This window comes from Klebsiella sp. ME-303 (assembly GCF_007910085.1).
Taxonomy (GTDB): Bacteria; Pseudomonadota; Gammaproteobacteria; order Enterobacterales; family Enterobacteriaceae; genus Klebsiella; species Klebsiella michiganensis.
The window spans coordinates 73,045-88,529 of record NZ_VOJB01000089.1; the positions used below are offsets into that span (position 1 = coordinate 73,045).

At 57.0% G+C, this 15,485-nt stretch carries 14 protein-coding genes and 1 pseudogene; 10 read left to right on the plus strand and 5 right to left on the minus strand.

The annotated features are described in order from the left end of the window. Positions 1-9: 9 nt before the first annotated feature. From serB to nadR, 3 genes are read left to right on the plus strand one after another with little or no spacing between them, the layout of a single operon-like run. Positions 10-981 (plus strand): phosphoserine phosphatase, encoded by a 972-nt coding sequence (gene serB, locus FQK12_RS20215; protein ID WP_014227836.1) that lies wholly within the window; start codon positions 10-12, stop codon positions 979-981. A gap of 9 nt (positions 982-990) precedes the next feature. Further along, positions 991-2,373, plus strand: a complete 1,383-nt coding sequence (gene radA, locus FQK12_RS20220) for a DNA repair protein RadA (protein WP_004098408.1) — start codon at positions 991-993, stop codon at positions 2,371-2,373. 21 nt (positions 2,374-2,394) lie between these two features. After that, a complete protein-coding gene (nadR, locus tag FQK12_RS20225; protein ID WP_004098414.1) occupies positions 2,395-3,627 on the plus strand; it encodes a multifunctional transcriptional regulator/nicotinamide-nucleotide adenylyltransferase/ribosylnicotinamide kinase NadR in 1,233 nt (410 codons plus the stop codon). 108 nt (positions 3,628-3,735) lie between these two features. On the opposite strand, the gene ettA is transcribed toward nadR, so the two are convergent. Beyond that, a complete protein-coding gene (ettA, locus tag FQK12_RS20230; RefSeq protein ID WP_014227837.1) occupies positions 3,736-5,403 on the minus strand; it encodes an energy-dependent translational throttle protein EttA in 1,668 nt (555 codons plus the stop codon). A gap of 273 nt (positions 5,404-5,676) precedes the next feature. Between ettA and sltY the strand changes: the two genes are divergently transcribed. Then, positions 5,677-7,614: a murein transglycosylase gene (gene sltY / locus FQK12_RS20235; RefSeq protein ID WP_014227838.1), complete on the plus strand. Its 1,938-nt coding sequence runs from the start codon at positions 5,677-5,679 to the stop codon at positions 7,612-7,614. A 117-nt stretch (positions 7,615-7,731) separates the two neighbouring features. After that, entirely contained in the window at positions 7,732-8,064 is a 333-nt protein-coding gene (gene trpR / locus FQK12_RS20240) for a trp operon repressor (RefSeq protein WP_004098417.1), read from the plus strand. Here trpR and yjjX read toward each other — a convergent pair. Next, positions 8,051-8,566 carry an inosine/xanthosine triphosphatase gene (gene yjjX, locus FQK12_RS20245; protein WP_014227839.1) on the minus strand — a complete coding sequence of 172 codons (516 nt, stop codon included), beginning with the start codon at positions 8,564-8,566 and terminating at the stop codon, positions 8,051-8,053. The two genes, trpR and yjjX, sit on opposite strands and share 14 nt — an antisense overlap. Before the next feature lie 114 nt (positions 8,567-8,680). Here yjjX and gpmB point away from each other — a divergent pair, with 114 nt between their 5' ends. Then, positions 8,681-9,328, plus strand: coding sequence for a 2,3-diphosphoglycerate-dependent phosphoglycerate mutase GpmB (gpmB, locus tag FQK12_RS20250; protein WP_014227840.1), 648 nt, complete (start codon positions 8,681-8,683; stop codon positions 9,326-9,328). Here gpmB and robA read toward each other — a convergent pair. Further along, the gene (gene robA, locus FQK12_RS20255; protein ID WP_014227841.1) at positions 9,325-10,194 is read right to left on the minus strand and encodes an MDR efflux pump AcrAB transcriptional activator RobA; all 870 of its coding nucleotides are present in this window, start codon (positions 10,192-10,194) and stop codon (positions 9,325-9,327) included. The genes gpmB and robA overlap by 4 nt on opposite strands. A gap of 209 nt (positions 10,195-10,403) precedes the next feature. Between robA and creA the strand changes: the two genes are divergently transcribed. The 4 genes from creA to creD are packed head-to-tail and all read left to right on the plus strand — an operon-like array spanning position 10,404 to position 14,419. Continuing rightward, positions 10,404-10,877 carry a protein CreA gene (creA, locus tag FQK12_RS20260; RefSeq protein WP_004098425.1) on the plus strand — a complete coding sequence of 158 codons (474 nt, stop codon included), beginning with the start codon at positions 10,404-10,406 and terminating at the stop codon, positions 10,875-10,877. Between the two features lie 12 nt (positions 10,878-10,889). Beyond that, positions 10,890-11,579, plus strand: a complete 690-nt coding sequence (creB, locus tag FQK12_RS20265) for a two-component system response regulator CreB (protein ID WP_014227843.1) — start codon at positions 10,890-10,892, stop codon at positions 11,577-11,579. After that, positions 11,579-13,003: a two-component system sensor histidine kinase CreC gene (gene creC / locus FQK12_RS20270; protein ID WP_014227844.1), complete on the plus strand. Its 1,425-nt coding sequence runs from the start codon at positions 11,579-11,581 to the stop codon at positions 13,001-13,003. The genes creB and creC overlap by 1 nt, the downstream gene beginning before the upstream one ends. Positions 13,004-13,060: 57 nt before the next feature. Next, the gene (gene creD, locus FQK12_RS20275) at positions 13,061-14,419 is read left to right on the plus strand and encodes a cell envelope integrity protein CreD (protein WP_032692981.1); all 1,359 of its coding nucleotides are present in this window, start codon (positions 13,061-13,063) and stop codon (positions 14,417-14,419) included. A gap of 53 nt (positions 14,420-14,472) precedes the next feature. Here creD and arcA read toward each other — a convergent pair whose 3' ends face one another. Together arcA and FQK12_RS20285 are read right to left on the minus strand one after the other, a co-directional pair. Beyond that, positions 14,473-15,189, minus strand: coding sequence for a two-component system response regulator ArcA (gene arcA, locus FQK12_RS20280; RefSeq protein ID WP_002887843.1), 717 nt, complete (start codon positions 15,187-15,189; stop codon positions 14,473-14,475). A 44-nt stretch (positions 15,190-15,233) separates the two neighbouring features. Then, positions 15,234-15,443 (minus strand): annotated as a pseudogene (locus FQK12_RS20285) (response regulator); the annotation flags it as partial. Between the last annotated feature and the right edge of the window lie 42 nt (positions 15,444-15,485).

The following is a 15,485-nucleotide window of genomic DNA, read 5'->3' on the forward strand; positions in this document are numbered from 1 at the left end:
GGAGCCGTGATGCCAAACAGTTTGACCTGGTGCGACCTGCCTGAAGATGTTTCCCAGTGGCCTGGATTGCCGCTTTCCCTGAGCGGTGATGAGGTCATGCCGTTGGATTATCACGCCGGACGCAGCGGCTGGCTGCTGTATGGCCGCGGTCTTAACAAGCGTCGCCTGACCGAGTGGCAGCGCGAACTGGGGGCGGCCCTGGTGATTGTTGCCTCCTGGGCGGTTGACGACTATCAGGTGATTCGGTTGGCTGGTTCTTTAACGCTACGGGCGACCCGTCTGGCCCATGAGGCCGGTTTTGACGTCGCGCCGCTGGGTAAAATCCCGCATTTACGTACGCCGGGGCTGCTGGTCATGGATATGGACTCGACGGCGATTCAGATTGAGTGCATTGATGAAATCGCCAAACTGGCCGGTACCGGCGAGCTGGTCTCTGAAGTGACCGAGCGCGCGATGCGCGGCGAACTTGATTTTACCGCCAGCCTGCGCCAGCGGGTGGCGACGCTGAAAGATGCCGATGCCAATATTCTGCTGCAGGTGCGGGAAACGCTGCCGCTGATGCCGGGCCTGACCCAGCTGGTGCTGAAGCTGGAAACGCTCGGCTGGAAAGTGGCGATCGCCTCCGGCGGCTTCACCTTCTTTGCCGAGTATCTGCGCGACAAGCTGCATCTCGACGCGGTGGTCGCCAACGAACTGGAGATCATGGACGGTAAGCTGACCGGCAACGTTATCGGCGATATCGTCGATGCGAAATACAAAGCCAATACGCTGCGTAAACTGGCGGAAAAGTATGAGATCCCGCCGGCGCAAACCGTCGCCATTGGCGATGGCGCAAACGATCTGCCGATGATTAAAGCGGCAGGGCTCGGCATCGCCTATCATGCTAAGCCCAAAGTTAATGAACTGGCGGAAGTGACAATCCGCCACGCTGACCTGATGGGGGTATTCTGTATTCTCTCCGGCAGCATGAATCAAAAGTAAGAGGTTAACGTGGCGAAAGCTCCAAAACGCGCATTTGTCTGTAATGAATGCGGTGCGGATTATCCGCGCTGGCAGGGGCAGTGCAGCGCCTGTCATGCCTGGAATACCATAACCGAGATGCGCATTGCCGCTTCGCCCCAGGTGGCAAGAAACGAACGTCTGTCAGGATATGCCGGTAATGCCGGCGTATCGAAAGTGCAGAAGCTCTCCGATATCAGCCTCGAAGCGCTGCCGCGCTTTTCGACCGGCTTTAAAGAGTTTGACCGCGTGCTCGGCGGCGGCGTGGTGCCGGGGAGCGCGATTCTGATCGGCGGCAACCCCGGCGCGGGTAAGTCGACTCTGCTGCTGCAAACCCTGTGTAAGCTCGCCGAAGGTATGAAAACGCTCTACGTCACCGGGGAAGAGTCGCTTCAGCAGGTGGCGATGCGCGCTCACCGTTTAGGCCTGCCGACGGCTAACCTCAATATGCTGTCAGAAACCAGCATTGAGCAGATTTGCCAGATTGCCGATGAAGAAAAGCCGCAGCTGATGGTTATCGACTCCATCCAGGTGATGCATATGGCCGACGTACAGTCGTCGCCGGGCAGCGTGGCCCAGGTGCGCGAAACGGCGGCCTATTTAACGCGCTTTGCCAAGACGCGCGGCGTGGCTATCGTCATGGTCGGCCACGTGACCAAAGACGGCTCGCTGGCCGGGCCGAAAGTGCTGGAGCACTGTATCGACTGCTCCGTGCTGCTCGACGGCGACGCCGATTCTCGTTTCCGCACCCTGCGCAGTCATAAAAACCGCTTCGGCGCGGTCAACGAGCTGGGCGTATTCGCCATGACCGAGCAGGGGCTACGTGAAGTGAGCAACCCCTCGGCTATCTTTCTGAGCCGCGGTGACGAAGTGACTTCCGGCAGTTCGGTGATGGTGGTCTGGGAAGGCACGCGACCGCTGCTGGTGGAGATCCAGGCGCTGGTCGATCACTCGATGATGTCCAACCCGCGCCGCGTGGCGGTGGGGCTGGAGCAGAACCGTCTGGCGATCCTGCTGGCGGTTCTGCATCGTCACGGCGGTCTGCAGATGGCCGACCAGGACGTCTTCGTCAACGTCGTTGGTGGCGTAAAGGTCACCGAAACCAGCGCCGATCTGGCGCTGCTGCTGGCGATGGTTTCCAGCCTGCGCGACCGTCCGCTGCCCCAGGACCTGGTGGTTTTCGGCGAAGTGGGTCTGGCAGGCGAGATTCGCCCGGTGCCGAGCGGCCAGGAGCGTATTTCAGAAGCGGCTAAGCATGGTTTTCGTCGGGCGATTGTTCCGGCAGCCAATGTGCCGAAAAAAGTGCCGGAAGGGATGCAAATCTTTGGCGTGAAAAAGCTTGCGGACGCACTTAGCGTCTTTGACGACTTATAATAAGTTAAAAGGAGACTCGCGATGTCGTCATTTGACTATTTAAAAAGCGCCATTAAGCAGAAGGGGTGTACGCTACAGCAGGTAGCTGACGCCAGCGGGATGACAAAAGGCTATCTGAGCCAGCTGCTGAACGCGAAAATTAAAAGCCCCAGCGCGCAGAAGCTGGAAGCGCTGCACCGGTTTCTCGGGCTGGAGTTTCCGCGTCGGCAAAAAAGCGTTGGCGTGGTATTTGGTAAGTTTTACCCGCTGCATACCGGACACATCTATTTGATTCAGCGCGCCTGTAGCCAGGTCGATGAGCTGCACATCATTATGGGCTACGACGATCCCCGCGACCGCGAGCTGTTTGAAAAGAGCGCGATGTCGCAGCAGCCGACCGTGCCCGATCGCCTGCGCTGGCTGCTGCAGACCTTCAAGTACCAGAAAAATATCCGCATCCACGCCTTCAATGAAGAGGGGATGGAACCTTATCCGCACGGCTGGGACGTCTGGAGCCGCGGGATTCGCGCCTTTATGAACGAGAAGGGCATTGAGCCTAACTGGATCTACACCTCGGAAGAGGGCGACGCGCCGCAGTATCTGGATCATCTGGGAATTGAAACCGTACTCATCGATCCTAAACGCACCTTTATGAACATCAGCGGCGGGCAGATTCGTGAAAATCCGTTCCGCTATTGGGAATATATTCCTACTGAAGTGAAGCCGTTTTTCGTGCGCACGGTGGCGATCCTGGGCGGTGAATCGAGCGGTAAGTCGACGCTGGTGAATAAGCTATCCAATATCTTTAATACCACCAGCGCCTGGGAGTATGGCCGCGACTACGTCTTTTCGCACCTCGGCGGCGATGAGATGGCGCTGCAATATTCCGACTACGACAAGATTGCCCTCGGCCACGCGCAGTATATTGATTTCGCGGTGAAGTATGCCAACAAGGTGGCGTTCATCGACACGGACTTTGTCAGCACCCAGGCGTTCTGTCTCAAGTACGAAGGGCGGGAACATCCCTTTGTGCAGGCGCTGATCGACGAGTATCGTTTTGACCTGGTCATCCTGCTGGAAAACAACACGCCGTGGGTGGCCGATGGTTTGCGTAGCCTTGGCAGCTCGGTGGACCGCAAAGAGTTTCAGACGCTGCTGGTGTCGTTGCTTAAGGAAAACGAGATAGATTTTGTGCATGTAAAAGAGGCCGACTACGATGCCCGCTTCCTGCGCTGCGTGGAGCTGGTGAAAGAGATGATGGGCGAGCAGGGATAGGCCTTCTGCGGCCTGATGCCGCATAAATGCCTGCGGCGGGCTACAACCCTCTCCCAGCGGGGGAGGGGGCAAACACGAAAAAGGGCAACCTGCGTTGCCCTTTTGCTTTTATTTCGCGATACGTTTGTACTTAATACGCTTCGGCTCCAGCGCATCGGCGCCGAGGGTGCGTTTCTTGTACTCTTCGTATTCGGTAAAGTTACCTTCGAAGAACTCCACCTTACCTTCATCCTGGTAGTCCAGAATGTGGGTCGCGATGCGGTCGAGGAACCAGCGGTCGTGCGAGATAACCATCGCACAGCCCGGGAACTCCAGCAGGGCGTTTTCCAGCGCGCGCAGGGTTTCGATATCCAGGTCGTTGGTGGGCTCATCGAGCAGCAGGACGTTACCGCCCACCTGCAGCAGCTTCGCCAGGTGCAGACGACCGCGCTCACCGCCGGACAGCTCGCCAACGCGCTTGCCCTGGTCAACGCCTTTGAAGTTAAAGCGGCCCACGTAGGCGCGGCTCGGCATCTCGGTGTTGCCAATCTTCATGATATCCAGCCCGCCGGAAACTTCTTCCCATACGGTTTTGCTGTTGTCCATCGCGTCGCGGAACTGATCGACGGAGGCCAGCTTGACGGTTTCACCCAGGGTGATTGAACCGGCATCAGGCTGTTCCTGACCGGACATCATGCGGAACAGGGTGGATTTACCCGCGCCGTTCGGGCCGATGATGCCGACGATAGCGCCTTTCGGTACCGAGAAGCTCAGGTCGTCGATCAGCAGACGGTCGCCGTAGGACTTACGCAGGTTGCTGACTTCCACGACTTTATCCCCCAGACGTGCGCCTGGCGGAATAAACAGTTCGTTAGTCTCGTTGCGCTTCTGGTACTCGACGTTGTTAAGCTCTTCAAAGCGCGCCAGACGGGCTTTGCCCTTAGACTGACGGCCTTTCGCGCCCTGACGGACCCACTCCAGCTCTTTCTCGATTGACTTACGGCGCGCCGCTTCCTGAGAAGCTTCCTGCGCCAGACGCTGATCTTTCTGCTCCAGCCAGGAGGAGTAGTTGCCTTCCCACGGAATACCTTCGCCGCGGTCAAGCTCAAGGATCCAGCCGGCGACGTTATCGAGGAAGTAGCGGTCGTGGGTAATTGCCACGACGGTGCCTTCGAAATCGTGCAGGAAGCGTTCCAGCCACGCGACGGACTCTGCATCCAGGTGGTTAGTCGGTTCGTCGAGCAGCAGCATGTCTGGTTTTTCCAGCAGCAGGCGGCACAGCGCGACGCGGCGGCGCTCACCGCCGGACAGGTTGGCGATTTTCGCGTCCCAGTCCGGCAGACGCAGGGCATCCGCCGCGCGCTCAAGCTGGACGTTCAGGTTATGGCCATCGTGCGCCTGGATAATCTCTTCGAACTTGCCCTGCTGAGCGGCGAGCTTGTCGAAGTCGGCATCCGGCTCCGCGTATTTGGCGTACACCTCGTCCAGACCTTTCAGGGCGTTGACCACTTCGGCCACCGCTTCTTCAACCGACTCACGGACGGTCTGCTCCGGATTGAGCTGCGGCTCCTGCGGCAGATAGCCGATTTTCAGGCCCGGCTGCGGACGGGCTTCGCCTTCGATATCGGTATCGATGCCGGCCATGATGCGCAGCAGGGTAGACTTACCGGCGCCGTTCAGACCGAGAACGCCGATTTTTGCGCCAGGGAAAAAGCTCAGGGAGATATTTTTCAGAATATGACGTTTCGGCGGAACCACTTTGCCGACACGATGCATGGTATAAACGAATTGAGCCACGTTGGACTTCGCCTCTTTTATATACTCTTCATCCCTCAGGCTCGCTTGATGCAGCCAGAATGATTTTGAGTAGGGTAGTGAATAGTTTTCAAAGGCGAAGTGTAGCCTTTTTCGCGCTTTAATCCCAGCGAGGCGATGGGATTCACAAAAGCGTAAAAAAATGTCCGGGACGTGGCGCGATTCGCGTTGTCTGATTAGCATATCTACGTAATACCTGAAATTTTTGCCCGCGGCATGATGCTGCTGTGGTGTATCTGAATAGAGGAAGAGCTTGTGGAAAAAGCCAAAACTGTGACGTGGCGTCTTCTGGCCGCCGGCGTAAGTCTGCTGACGTTAAGCCAACTGGCGCATGCGGATTCACTGGATGAACAGCGCAGCCGCTATGCTCAAATTAAACAGGCGTGGGACAGTCGACAAATGGACGTCGTCAACCAGCTGATGCCCACCCTGACGACCTATCCGCTCTATCCTTATCTCCAGTACCGGCAGATTACCGACGATCTGATGAACCAGCCGGCGCTGGTGGTGACCAACTTTATCGCTGCCAACCCGACGCTGCCCCCCGCGCGCTCGCTGAAATCACGGTTCGTCAATGAACTGGCGCGCCGTAGCGACTGGCGCGGCCTGCTGGCCTTCAGTCCGGATAAGCCGACCGGCACCGAGGCGCAGTGCAATTACTACTATGCGAAGTGGAACGTCGGCCAGGCTCAGGAGGCCTGGGACGGCGCCAAAGCGCTGTGGCTGAGCGGCAAAAGTCAGCCAAACGCCTGTGACCAGCTGTTTGGCGCCTGGCGCGCCTCCGGCCAGCAGGATCCGCTGGCCTACCTTGAACGCATTCGCCTGGCGATGAAAGCGGGCAATACCAGCCTGGTGCGGGTCCTGGCCCAGCAGATGCCTGCCGATTATCAAACGATTTCGACGGCGGTCATCGCGCTGGCTAACGATCCCAACAGCGTGATGACGTTCGCCCGGACAACCGGCGCGACGGATTTTACCCGCCAGATGGCGGCGGTCGCGTTTGCCAGCGTTGCGCGGCAGGATGTGGAAAATGCGCGCCTGATGATCCCCTCATTAGCGCAGGCGCAGCAGCTCAATGAAGATCAGATTCAGGAGCTGCGGGACATCGTCGCCTGGCGCCTGATGGGCAGCGACGTGACCGAAGAGCAGGCCATCTGGCGCGACGATGCCATTATGCGTTCGCAATCCACCTCGCTGGTGGAGCGCCGGGTACGTATGGCGCTGGGTCTTGGGGACCGCCGGGGCCTGAACACCTGGCTGGCGCGCTTGCCGATGGAGGCGAAAGAGAAGGACGAATGGCGCTACTGGCAGGCCGATCTGCTGCTGGAGCGCGGGCGCGATGACGAAGCGAAAGATATTCTCCGCTCGCTGATGCAGCAGCGCGGCTTCTATCCGATGGTCGCCGCGCAGCGCCTTGGCGAGGAGTACAGGTTCCGCATCGATAAAGCGCCAGCGAACCTCGATCCGGCGCTGACCTCGGGGCCGGAAATGGCGCGGGTGCGCGAACTGATGTACTGGAATATGGATAACACCGCCCGCAGCGAGTGGGCCAATCTGGTCACCAGCAAGACCAAAGACCAGCAGGCGCAGCTGGCTCGTTACGCGTTTAATCAGAACTGGTGGGATCTCAGCGTCCAGGCCACCATCGCCGGCAAATTGTGGGATCAGCTGGAAGAGCGTTTCCCGCTGGCCTATAACGACCTCTTTACCCGCTATATCAGCGGTAAAGATATTCCGCAAAGCTACGCGATGGCCATTGCGCGTCAGGAGAGCGCCTGGAACCCGAAAGCCGGTTCACCGGTTGGCGCCCGCGGTCTGATGCAGATTATGCCGGGGACGGCAACGCATACGGTGAGCATGTTCAGTATTCCCGGCTATAGCGGTCCATCGCAGCTGCTCGATCCGGAAATGAACATCAACATTGGTACCAGCTATCTGCAGTATGTTTATCAGCAGTTTGGCAATAACCGTATCTTCGCCTCCGCGGCCTATAACGCCGGTCCCGGGCGGGTGCGCACGTGGCGGGGCAACAGCGGCGGCCGCATTGACGCGGTGGCGTTTATTGAGAGCATTCCGTTCTCTGAAACGCGCGGCTACGTGAAAAACGTTTTGTCCTATGACGCCTACTATCGCTATTTTATGGGCCAGAAAGAGACGCTGCTGAGCGATGCGGAGTGGAAGCTGCGCTATTAATATCGCCGTCGTCGGGCAACATCGTATTTCGCGATGTTGCCCGAAATCCGTAGAGTCCGGACAGAAGTATGTTATGCTTTGTACTCGTTAGTGAGTACATTCGACAGGTGGCGTAACATGACCCAACAATCCCCCTATTCAGCGGCGGTGGCCGAACAGCGTCATCAGGAGTGGCTGCGTTTTGTTGCTCTCCTGCAGCAGGCGTACGCCGACGATCTCCATCTGCCGCTTTTACAGCTCATGCTGACGCCCGACGAGCGCGAGGCGCTGGGCACGCGGGTGCGTATTATTGAAGAGCTGCTGCGCGGCGAGATGAGCCAGCGCGAGCTGAAAAACGAGCTCGGCGCCGGGATCGCCACCATTACCCGCGGTTCGAACAGCCTGAAGTCAGCCCCGCCGGAGCTGCGTCTGTGGCTGGAGCAGGCGTTGATTAACGTTAACGATAAATAGCGTTATGAAACGGGCTTAGCGCCAGCACGACGGCCTGATGATAAACGCTGCTGCGCGTCAGTTTTCCGGCCGTAAATACGCCGATAGCGCCCTCTTTACGGCCAATTTCATCGATGCCGGTATACTGAGACATCACCGGCCCCAGCGCTTCTCCTGCCTGGACTTTTTCAAGAATGACCTGCGGCAGCGGCAGGGTCGCCGAGCGCGCTTCGCCGCGCAGGCTGCCGTCCTCGATCGTCACCCAGCTAAAGGTGCTGCCCTCATCGATGCCGGCTTCAATAGCGACCCAGAAGTCAGCATTGGGCTGCGCGCGACGCGCGTTGGCCACGCGGTTTCGTGCGCCAGCGCGCGTTTCGTTGCTGCCAAAAGGCTGTTCCGGCACGCCGCTCTCGACGGAGACGGACTCAATGTGGCAGGATCCTTCGCCGAAGATCTCGTTAAAAGCCTGCAGAATTGCCTGAATTTTGGCGGGATTAGTGGTAGCTGAGACAACATGGTGCATAATCAAAACAACTCAGAAATACTAAACATCATCGCAGTATACTCCAAATCATTCTTGTTGCAGGCGGCTATGCTTGTAGCTTAATGGTTAAGAGCTCATAACGGATAATAAAGCATGTTACAGGTATACCTTGTTCGCCACGGTGAAACGCAGTGGAACGCCGAGCGACGTATTCAGGGCCAGTCCGACAGTCCGCTTACCGCCCACGGTGAGCGTCAGGCCTGGCAGGTAGGCGAGCGCGCCAGAACGCTGGGGATTACGCATATTATCGCCAGCGATTTAGGCCGGACGCGGCGTACCGCAGAAATCATCGCTGAAGCCTGCGGATGCAGCGTCATGACCGATTCACGCTTGCGTGAGCTGGATATGGGCGTGCTGGAAAAGCGCCATATCGACTCGCTGAGCGAAGAAGAAGAGGGCTGGCGTCGACAGCTGGTTAATGGTACGCCCGACGGGCGCATCCCGCAGGGAGAGTCAATGCAGGAGCTGAGCGACCGTATGCACGCGGCGCTGACCTCTTGTCTGGAGCTGCCCGCAGGTAGCCGGCCGCTGCTGGTGAGCCACGGCATGGCGCTGGGGTGTCTGGTGAGTACGATTCTTGGCTTGCCCGCCTATGCGGAGCGTCGCCTGCGTCTGCGCAACTGCTCTATCTCTCGCGTTGACTATCAGCAAAGCCCCTGGCTGGCGTCGGGATGGGTCGTGGAAACCGCGGGGGATGTCTCGCATCTTGATGCCCCCGCGATGGATGAGCTACAGCGTTAACGACGAATCGGAATCAGGTATTCGCAGCGCAGCTGAATAGGCGGTTCCTGATTCCGGTTTTCATCTTCCGGGAAGAAGCGTTCGATATCCAGGCCCTTACGACGAGTGAGATTGAGCATCGGCATGCAGGTGCCGTAAACCGTCAGAATAAATTCCTGTAGCCCGGTGCCCAATCCTTCGTAGGTAAACATCACGTATTCGCCGCCTTCCAGCGTCACCGGGTGGGCGTTGTGCAGATGGCCGTTAGCCAGCTCCGGCGTCAGCGCGGTGGTGTAAAACACCTCCTGCTCATCGTCTTTATCGAGGCTCGGACGCGGCTCATGCAGGCCGTACAGCGTCGGAGGAATCGATGGCGTATTGGCGAGGAATTCACGCCAGAACTGCACGCGCATCTGATTACGGAAATCGGAGATCTCTTCCAGCTTGCAGGTATAGCTCTGGGTCACGCCGACCAGCTGAGTGGTGTTCAGCGTGACGAATTCGTACTGCGGCATGGTGAACTCGCCCAGACGCAGCGGAGGACGCATACCGTAAGAGCTCCAGTCGGGGGAGCGTCGGTAAAGGGCTGGCGTCAACGAGAACTGTTTTTTAAATGCGCGAGTAAAAGTCTGCTGCGAGTCAAAGCGATACTGCAGCGCAATATCGAGAATTGGACGCGCGGTCAGGCGTAGGGCAACCGCTGACTTAGATAAGCGACGGGCGCGAATATAGGCACCAATGGCATGGCCGGTCACGTCCTTGAACATTCTTTGCAGATGCCACTTGGAATAGCCCGCCTTCGCTGCCACATTGTCCAGTGAGAGTGGCTGATCCAGGTGACCTTCCAGCCAGCTAAGGAGATCGCGAATAATCCCTGCTTGATCCATAAAATATCCCCATCCTTAAACTCAGGTGCCTGATACTAAAGGTAGCGGATAATAGCATTTTTTGATGTTTTAGCATTCAGTGTTTTTTTTGCTTTTAAATGCGATTCTTCCAGAAGTATCGGTGGTAATTTTGTAAAGCTGTGATCTATAAAACTTTTCTGCTTAATGTGTGATAATCACTCAGCTAAATTTTTAAGAATGGTAACAATATGAAATACAAGAAGTTAGTGGCAGGTATGCTTTTACTGGCGGGGTCTCAGATGGCGCAGGCGGAGCAAATTGGCTCTGTGGATACCGTGTTTAAGTTCCTTGGGCCGGATCATAAAATTGTCGTAGAGGCCTTTGACGACCCGGATGTACAAAACGTGACGTGCTACATCAGCCGGGCGAAAACCGGGGGAATTAAAGGCGGGTTAGGGCTGGCGGAAGATACCTCTGATGCTGCGATCTCCTGTCAGCAGGTGGGGCCGATTGAGCTGACGGATAAAATCAAAAACGGTAAAACGCAGGGCGATGTCGTGTTCCAGAAACGCACCTCGCTGGTATTTAAAAAGCTGCAGGTGGTGCGCTTTTACGATGCCAAACGCAATGCGCTGGTCTATCTGACCTATTCGGATAAAATCGTCGATGGCTCGCCGAAGAACGCGATTAGCGCGGTGCCGATTATGCCATGGAATAAATAACAGGGAACGCCGATGCAACAACCGCGGATCTGGTTGGTGGAAGATGAGATGAGCATCGCCGATACGCTCGTCTACCAGCTGCAGCAGGAAGGATTTCTCGTTACGGCGTTCGAGCGCGGACTGCCGGCGCTCGATGCGGCACATCACCACCAACCCGACCTGGCGATTCTCGACGTCGGGCTGCCGGATATCAGCGGGTTTGAGCTCTGTCGGCGGCTGCTTGCCCGCTACCCGGCGCTGCCGGTGCTGTTCCTGACGGCCCGCAGCGAAGAGGTGGATAAGCTGCTTGGCCTGGAAATCGGCGCTGATGACTATATTGCCAAGCCATTTTCCCCTCGTGAAGTTTGCGCCAGAGTTCGCACCGTTCTGCGGCGGCTGCAGAAGTTCGCCGCCCCTCCACCGCTCTTGCGCGTGGGGGAGTTCACATTGAACGACGCCGCGGCTCGGGTCACCTGGTGCGGTCAGAGCCTGAATCTGACCCGCTATGAGTTTTTATTATTAAAAACGCTACTGCACTCTCCGGGGCGCATTTTTTCCCGCCAGCAGCTGATGGAGCAGGTATGGGGCGATGCGAACGAGAGCTTCGATCGTACCGTGGATACTCATATCAAAACGCTGCGCGCTAAGCTGCGAGAAGTGAACCCTGACATCTCCCCCATCAATACGCACCGCGGCATGGGATACAGCCTTGGAGGCTTCTGATGCGCATCGGTATGCGGCTGCTGATGGGCTACTTTTTGATTGTGGCGATCGCGGCCTGGTTTGTGCTTTCCATCTTCGTTCAGGAGATTAAACCCGGGGTCCGGCGGGCAACCGAAGGGACGCTGATTGATACGGCTACCCTGCTTGCCGAGCTGGCCCGCGAGGATTTACTCTCCGCCGATCCCCAGCACGGGCGCCTGGCCCAGGCTTTTCAAACGCTGCATCGCCAGCCGATCAACGCCAACATTGCCGGCATTAATAAAGTTCGCAATGAATATCACGTCTATATGACCGATGCGCAGGGCAAGGTGGTGTTTGATTCTGCGGGCAGTGCGCTGGGGCAAGACTACTCGCGCTGGAACGATGTCTGGCTCACTTTACGCGGGCAATACGGCGCGCGCAGCACGCGCAGCGATCCGAACGATGATAACAGCTCGGTGATGTATATTGCCGCGCCGGTGACTGACAGCGGCCGAATCATTGGCGTGCTAAGCGTCGGGAAACCCAACCTGGCCATGGCGCCGGTCATTAAACGCAGCGAGCGGCGTATTCTGTGGGCCGGCGGGGCGCTGCTGGGGATCGCGCTCCTGATAGGCGCTGCGATGGTATGGTGGATTAACTTTTCCATCGGCAAGCTGGTTCGCTACGCGGACTCCGTGACCGCCGATCGTCCGGTTCCGCTGCCGAATCTGGGCGGCAGCGAACTGCGTAAGCTGGCGCAGGCGCTGGAGAGTATGCGCCTTAAGCTTGAAGGTAAAAACGCCATTGAAAACTATATTTATGCGCTGACCCATGAGCTGAAGAGCCCGCTGGCGGCGATTCGCGGCGCGGCAGAAATTCTCCGTGAGGCTCCTCCGCCTGAGGTCGCAGCCCGTTTTACGCGTAATATTCTGGCGCAGAACGCGCGAATGCAGTCGCTGGTGGAAAATTTGCTCCAGCAGGCCCGGCTGGAGAACCGGCTGGAGATCGCCCGACGTCCCGTCCCCGTCGCTGAGCTATTTCATCGCCTGGCCGAGGAGCGCGAGATCGCGCTGGCGGCGAAAAAAGTGACGCTGCGCTGGCAGGATACACCTCTGATGGTTGAAGGCGATCGGGAGCTTCTGGCGCAGGCGTTGGGTAATCTCCTTGATAATGCTATCGATTTCACGCCTTCCGCAGGTGAAATCCTGCTTGGGGCGGAAGAGCGTGATGGCGGCGTGCTGTTAACCGTATGCGATACGGGATGCGGCATTCCCGACTACGCCCTGGGGCGTATTTTTGAACGTTTCTATTCCCTGCCTCGTGAAAATGGGCAAAAAAGCAGTGGCCTGGGGCTGGCGTTTGTTCGTGAAGTCGCGCGCCTGCATCAGGGGGATATCCAGCTGGTTAACCGCCCTGAAGGCGGCGCGTGCGCTTTGCTGACACTTCACGCTCACTTCACATAGCTTCAAACTCTCCCCACACGGCCCCTTTAAGGTGAGCGCATCACTAAGGAGAGGGCTATGTTGAAATCACCACTATTCTGGAAAATGAGCACCCTGCTGGGGTGCATTTTACTGTTGTCGATCCCGCTGATGCTGGTCCGGCAGCTGATCGTTGAACGCGCGGACTATCGTAGCGACGTGGTTGACGCGCTGGAGAGCAGCACCAGCGGATCGCAGAAACTGGCCGGACCGCTGATTGCCATTCCGGTAACCGAGACGCTAACGCGGGTTGAGGGAACTAAAACGGTAGAATATCAAACCCAATGGGTACACTACTGGCTGCCGGAGACGCTGGCGGTCACCGGTAATCAGGATGTTGAATCACGGCGAATCGGTATCTATGAGGGGCAGATCTGGCACAATAATCTCAGCGTCAAAGCGCATTTTGATCCTTCGCGCATCAAGGCGCTCAGGAAGCAGACGATTACGCTGGGCAGACCGTTTCTGGTTGTCAGCGTCAGCGATGCGCGCGGTATTGGCGAGATTAAGTCACCAGAGCTCAATGGCGAGAGGCTACCCGTTGAGCCTGGGCCGGGTCTCGACGATAGCGGGGAGGGCATTCATATGCCGATGCCGCTGTTACTCCCTGAACAAAAAGCGCTGGATATTGAATTCACGCTCAATCTGAATGGCAGCGGCAGCTTCTCGGTGGTTCCGCTTGGGCGCAACAGTACCTTACAGCTTGCCGGCAACTGGCCGCACCCGGGTTTCCTTGGCGACTTTTTACCTGCAAAGCGGGAAGTCAGCCCAACAGGCTATAGCGCCCAGTGGCAAAGCACCTGGTTTGCCAACAATATGGCGAAGTTTTTTGTTGAGGGTCGGCAGATTGAGTGGCGTCAGTTGCCCGCTTTCAACGTGAATGTCACCACGCCCGCCGATCAATATCAGCTGACCGATCGGGCGACAAAATATGCCGTTCTGTTGATAACGCTGACGTTTATGGCATTTTTTGTTTTTGAAAGCTTAACGCGGTATCGCATGCACCCCATGCAGTATCTGCTGGTGGGGCTGTCGCTGGTCATGTTCTATCTGGTGCTGCTGGCGCTGTCCGAACATATCGGTTTTACAGCATCGTGGATTGCCGCCAGCCTGCTAGGCGCGCTCATCAACGGGGTGTATCTTCAGGCAGTATTGAATGGTTGGCGTAACAGTTTACTGTTCGTCTGCGCGCTACTGCTGCTGGACGGCGTTATGTGGATGCTGTTGCGATCGGAAGATAGCGCATTGCTGCTGGGGACCGGCGTATTGCTGCTGGCGTTAAGTGCGCTGATGTTCCTGACCCGCCACGTTGACTGGTACGCGTTATCTCTGCCGAAGGCAAAAGGTGAGCTGCCGGACGCTGGTCAGGATGACGATAAGCTCAGGATCTGGAAATAAAAAAACGGCGCGAATTGCGCCGTTTTTACGTTATGACAGCAAGAAAAATGGTGTTATTCCTGCAGGTCGCCACAGAAGCGGTACCCCTCGCCATGGATGGTGGCGATAATTTCCGGGGTGTCCGGAGTGGATTCAAAATGCTTACGAATGCGACGGATGGTCACGTCCACGGTACGGTCGTGCGGCTTCAGCTCACGGCCGGTCATTTTCTTCAGCAGTTCCGCACGCGACTGGATTTTGCCCGGATTTTCGCAGAAGTGCAGCATGGCGCGGAATTCACTGCGCGGCAGCTTGTACTGCTCACCATTGGGGCTTACCAGCGAGCGGCTATTGATATCCAGCTCCCAGCCGTTGAACTTGTAGCTTTCCACGCTACGGCGCTCTTCGCTCACGGTACCCAGGTTCATGGTACGGGAGAGCAGGTTGCGCGCGCGGATCGTCAGTTCACGTGGGTTGAACGGTTTAGTGATATAATCATCGGCGCCAATTTCGAGGCCAAGGATTTTATCCACTTCGTTATCGCGGCCGGTGAGGAACATCAGCGCGACGTCCGCCTGCTCACGCAGTTCGCGTGCTAACAGGAGACCATTTTTACCCGGCAGGTTGATATCCATGATCACCAGGTTGATATCATTTTCAGACAGGATCTGATGCATTTCCGCGCCATCGGTCGCTTCGAATACATCATAACCTTCTGCTTCGAAAATACTTTTTAACGTGTTGCGTGTTACCAACTCGTCTTCAACGATAAGAATGTGCGGGGTCTGCATGTTTGCTACCTAAATTGCCAACTAAATCGAAACAGGAAGTACNCGCGCAGCTCGCGCGCCAGCAGAAGACCATTTTTACCCGGCAGGTTGATATCCATGATCACCAGGTTGATATCATTTTCAGACAGGATCTGATGCATTTCCGCGCCATCGGTCGCTTCGAATACATCGTAACCTTCTGCTTCGAAAATACTTTTTAACGTGTTGCGTGTTACCAACTCGTCTTCAACGATAAGAATGTGCGGGGTCTGCATGTTTGCTACCTAAATTGCCAACTAAATCGAAACAGGAAGTAC

Excerpts from the sequence above, each read along its gene's own strand:
- serB (WP_014227836.1), top strand. The coding sequence starts at position 10 with ATGCCAAACAGTTTGACCTGGTGCGACCTGCCTGAAGATGTTTCCCAG.
- nadR (WP_004098414.1), top strand. The coding sequence starts at position 2,395 with ATGTCGTCATTTGACTATTTAAAAAGCGCCATTAAGCAGAAGGGGTGT.
- trpR (WP_004098417.1), top strand. The coding sequence starts at position 7,732 with ATGACCCAACAATCCCCCTATTCAGCGGCGGTGGCCGAACAGCGTCAT.
- yjjX (WP_014227839.1), bottom strand. The coding sequence starts at position 8,566 with ATGCACCATGTTGTCTCAGCTACCACTAATCCCGCCAAAATTCAGGCA.
- gpmB (WP_014227840.1), top strand. The coding sequence starts at position 8,681 with ATGTTACAGGTATACCTTGTTCGCCACGGTGAAACGCAGTGGAACGCC.
- robA (WP_014227841.1), bottom strand. The coding sequence starts at position 10,194 with ATGGATCAAGCAGGGATTATTCGCGATCTCCTTAGCTGGCTGGAAGGT.
- creA (WP_004098425.1), top strand. The coding sequence starts at position 10,404 with ATGAAATACAAGAAGTTAGTGGCAGGTATGCTTTTACTGGCGGGGTCT.
- creB (WP_014227843.1), top strand. The coding sequence starts at position 10,890 with ATGCAACAACCGCGGATCTGGTTGGTGGAAGATGAGATGAGCATCGCC.
- creC (WP_014227844.1), top strand. The coding sequence starts at position 11,579 with ATGCGCATCGGTATGCGGCTGCTGATGGGCTACTTTTTGATTGTGGCG.
- creD (WP_032692981.1), top strand. The coding sequence starts at position 13,061 with ATGTTGAAATCACCACTATTCTGGAAAATGAGCACCCTGCTGGGGTGC.
- arcA (WP_002887843.1), bottom strand. The coding sequence starts at position 15,189 with ATGCAGACCCCGCACATTCTTATCGTTGAAGACGAGTTGGTAACACGC.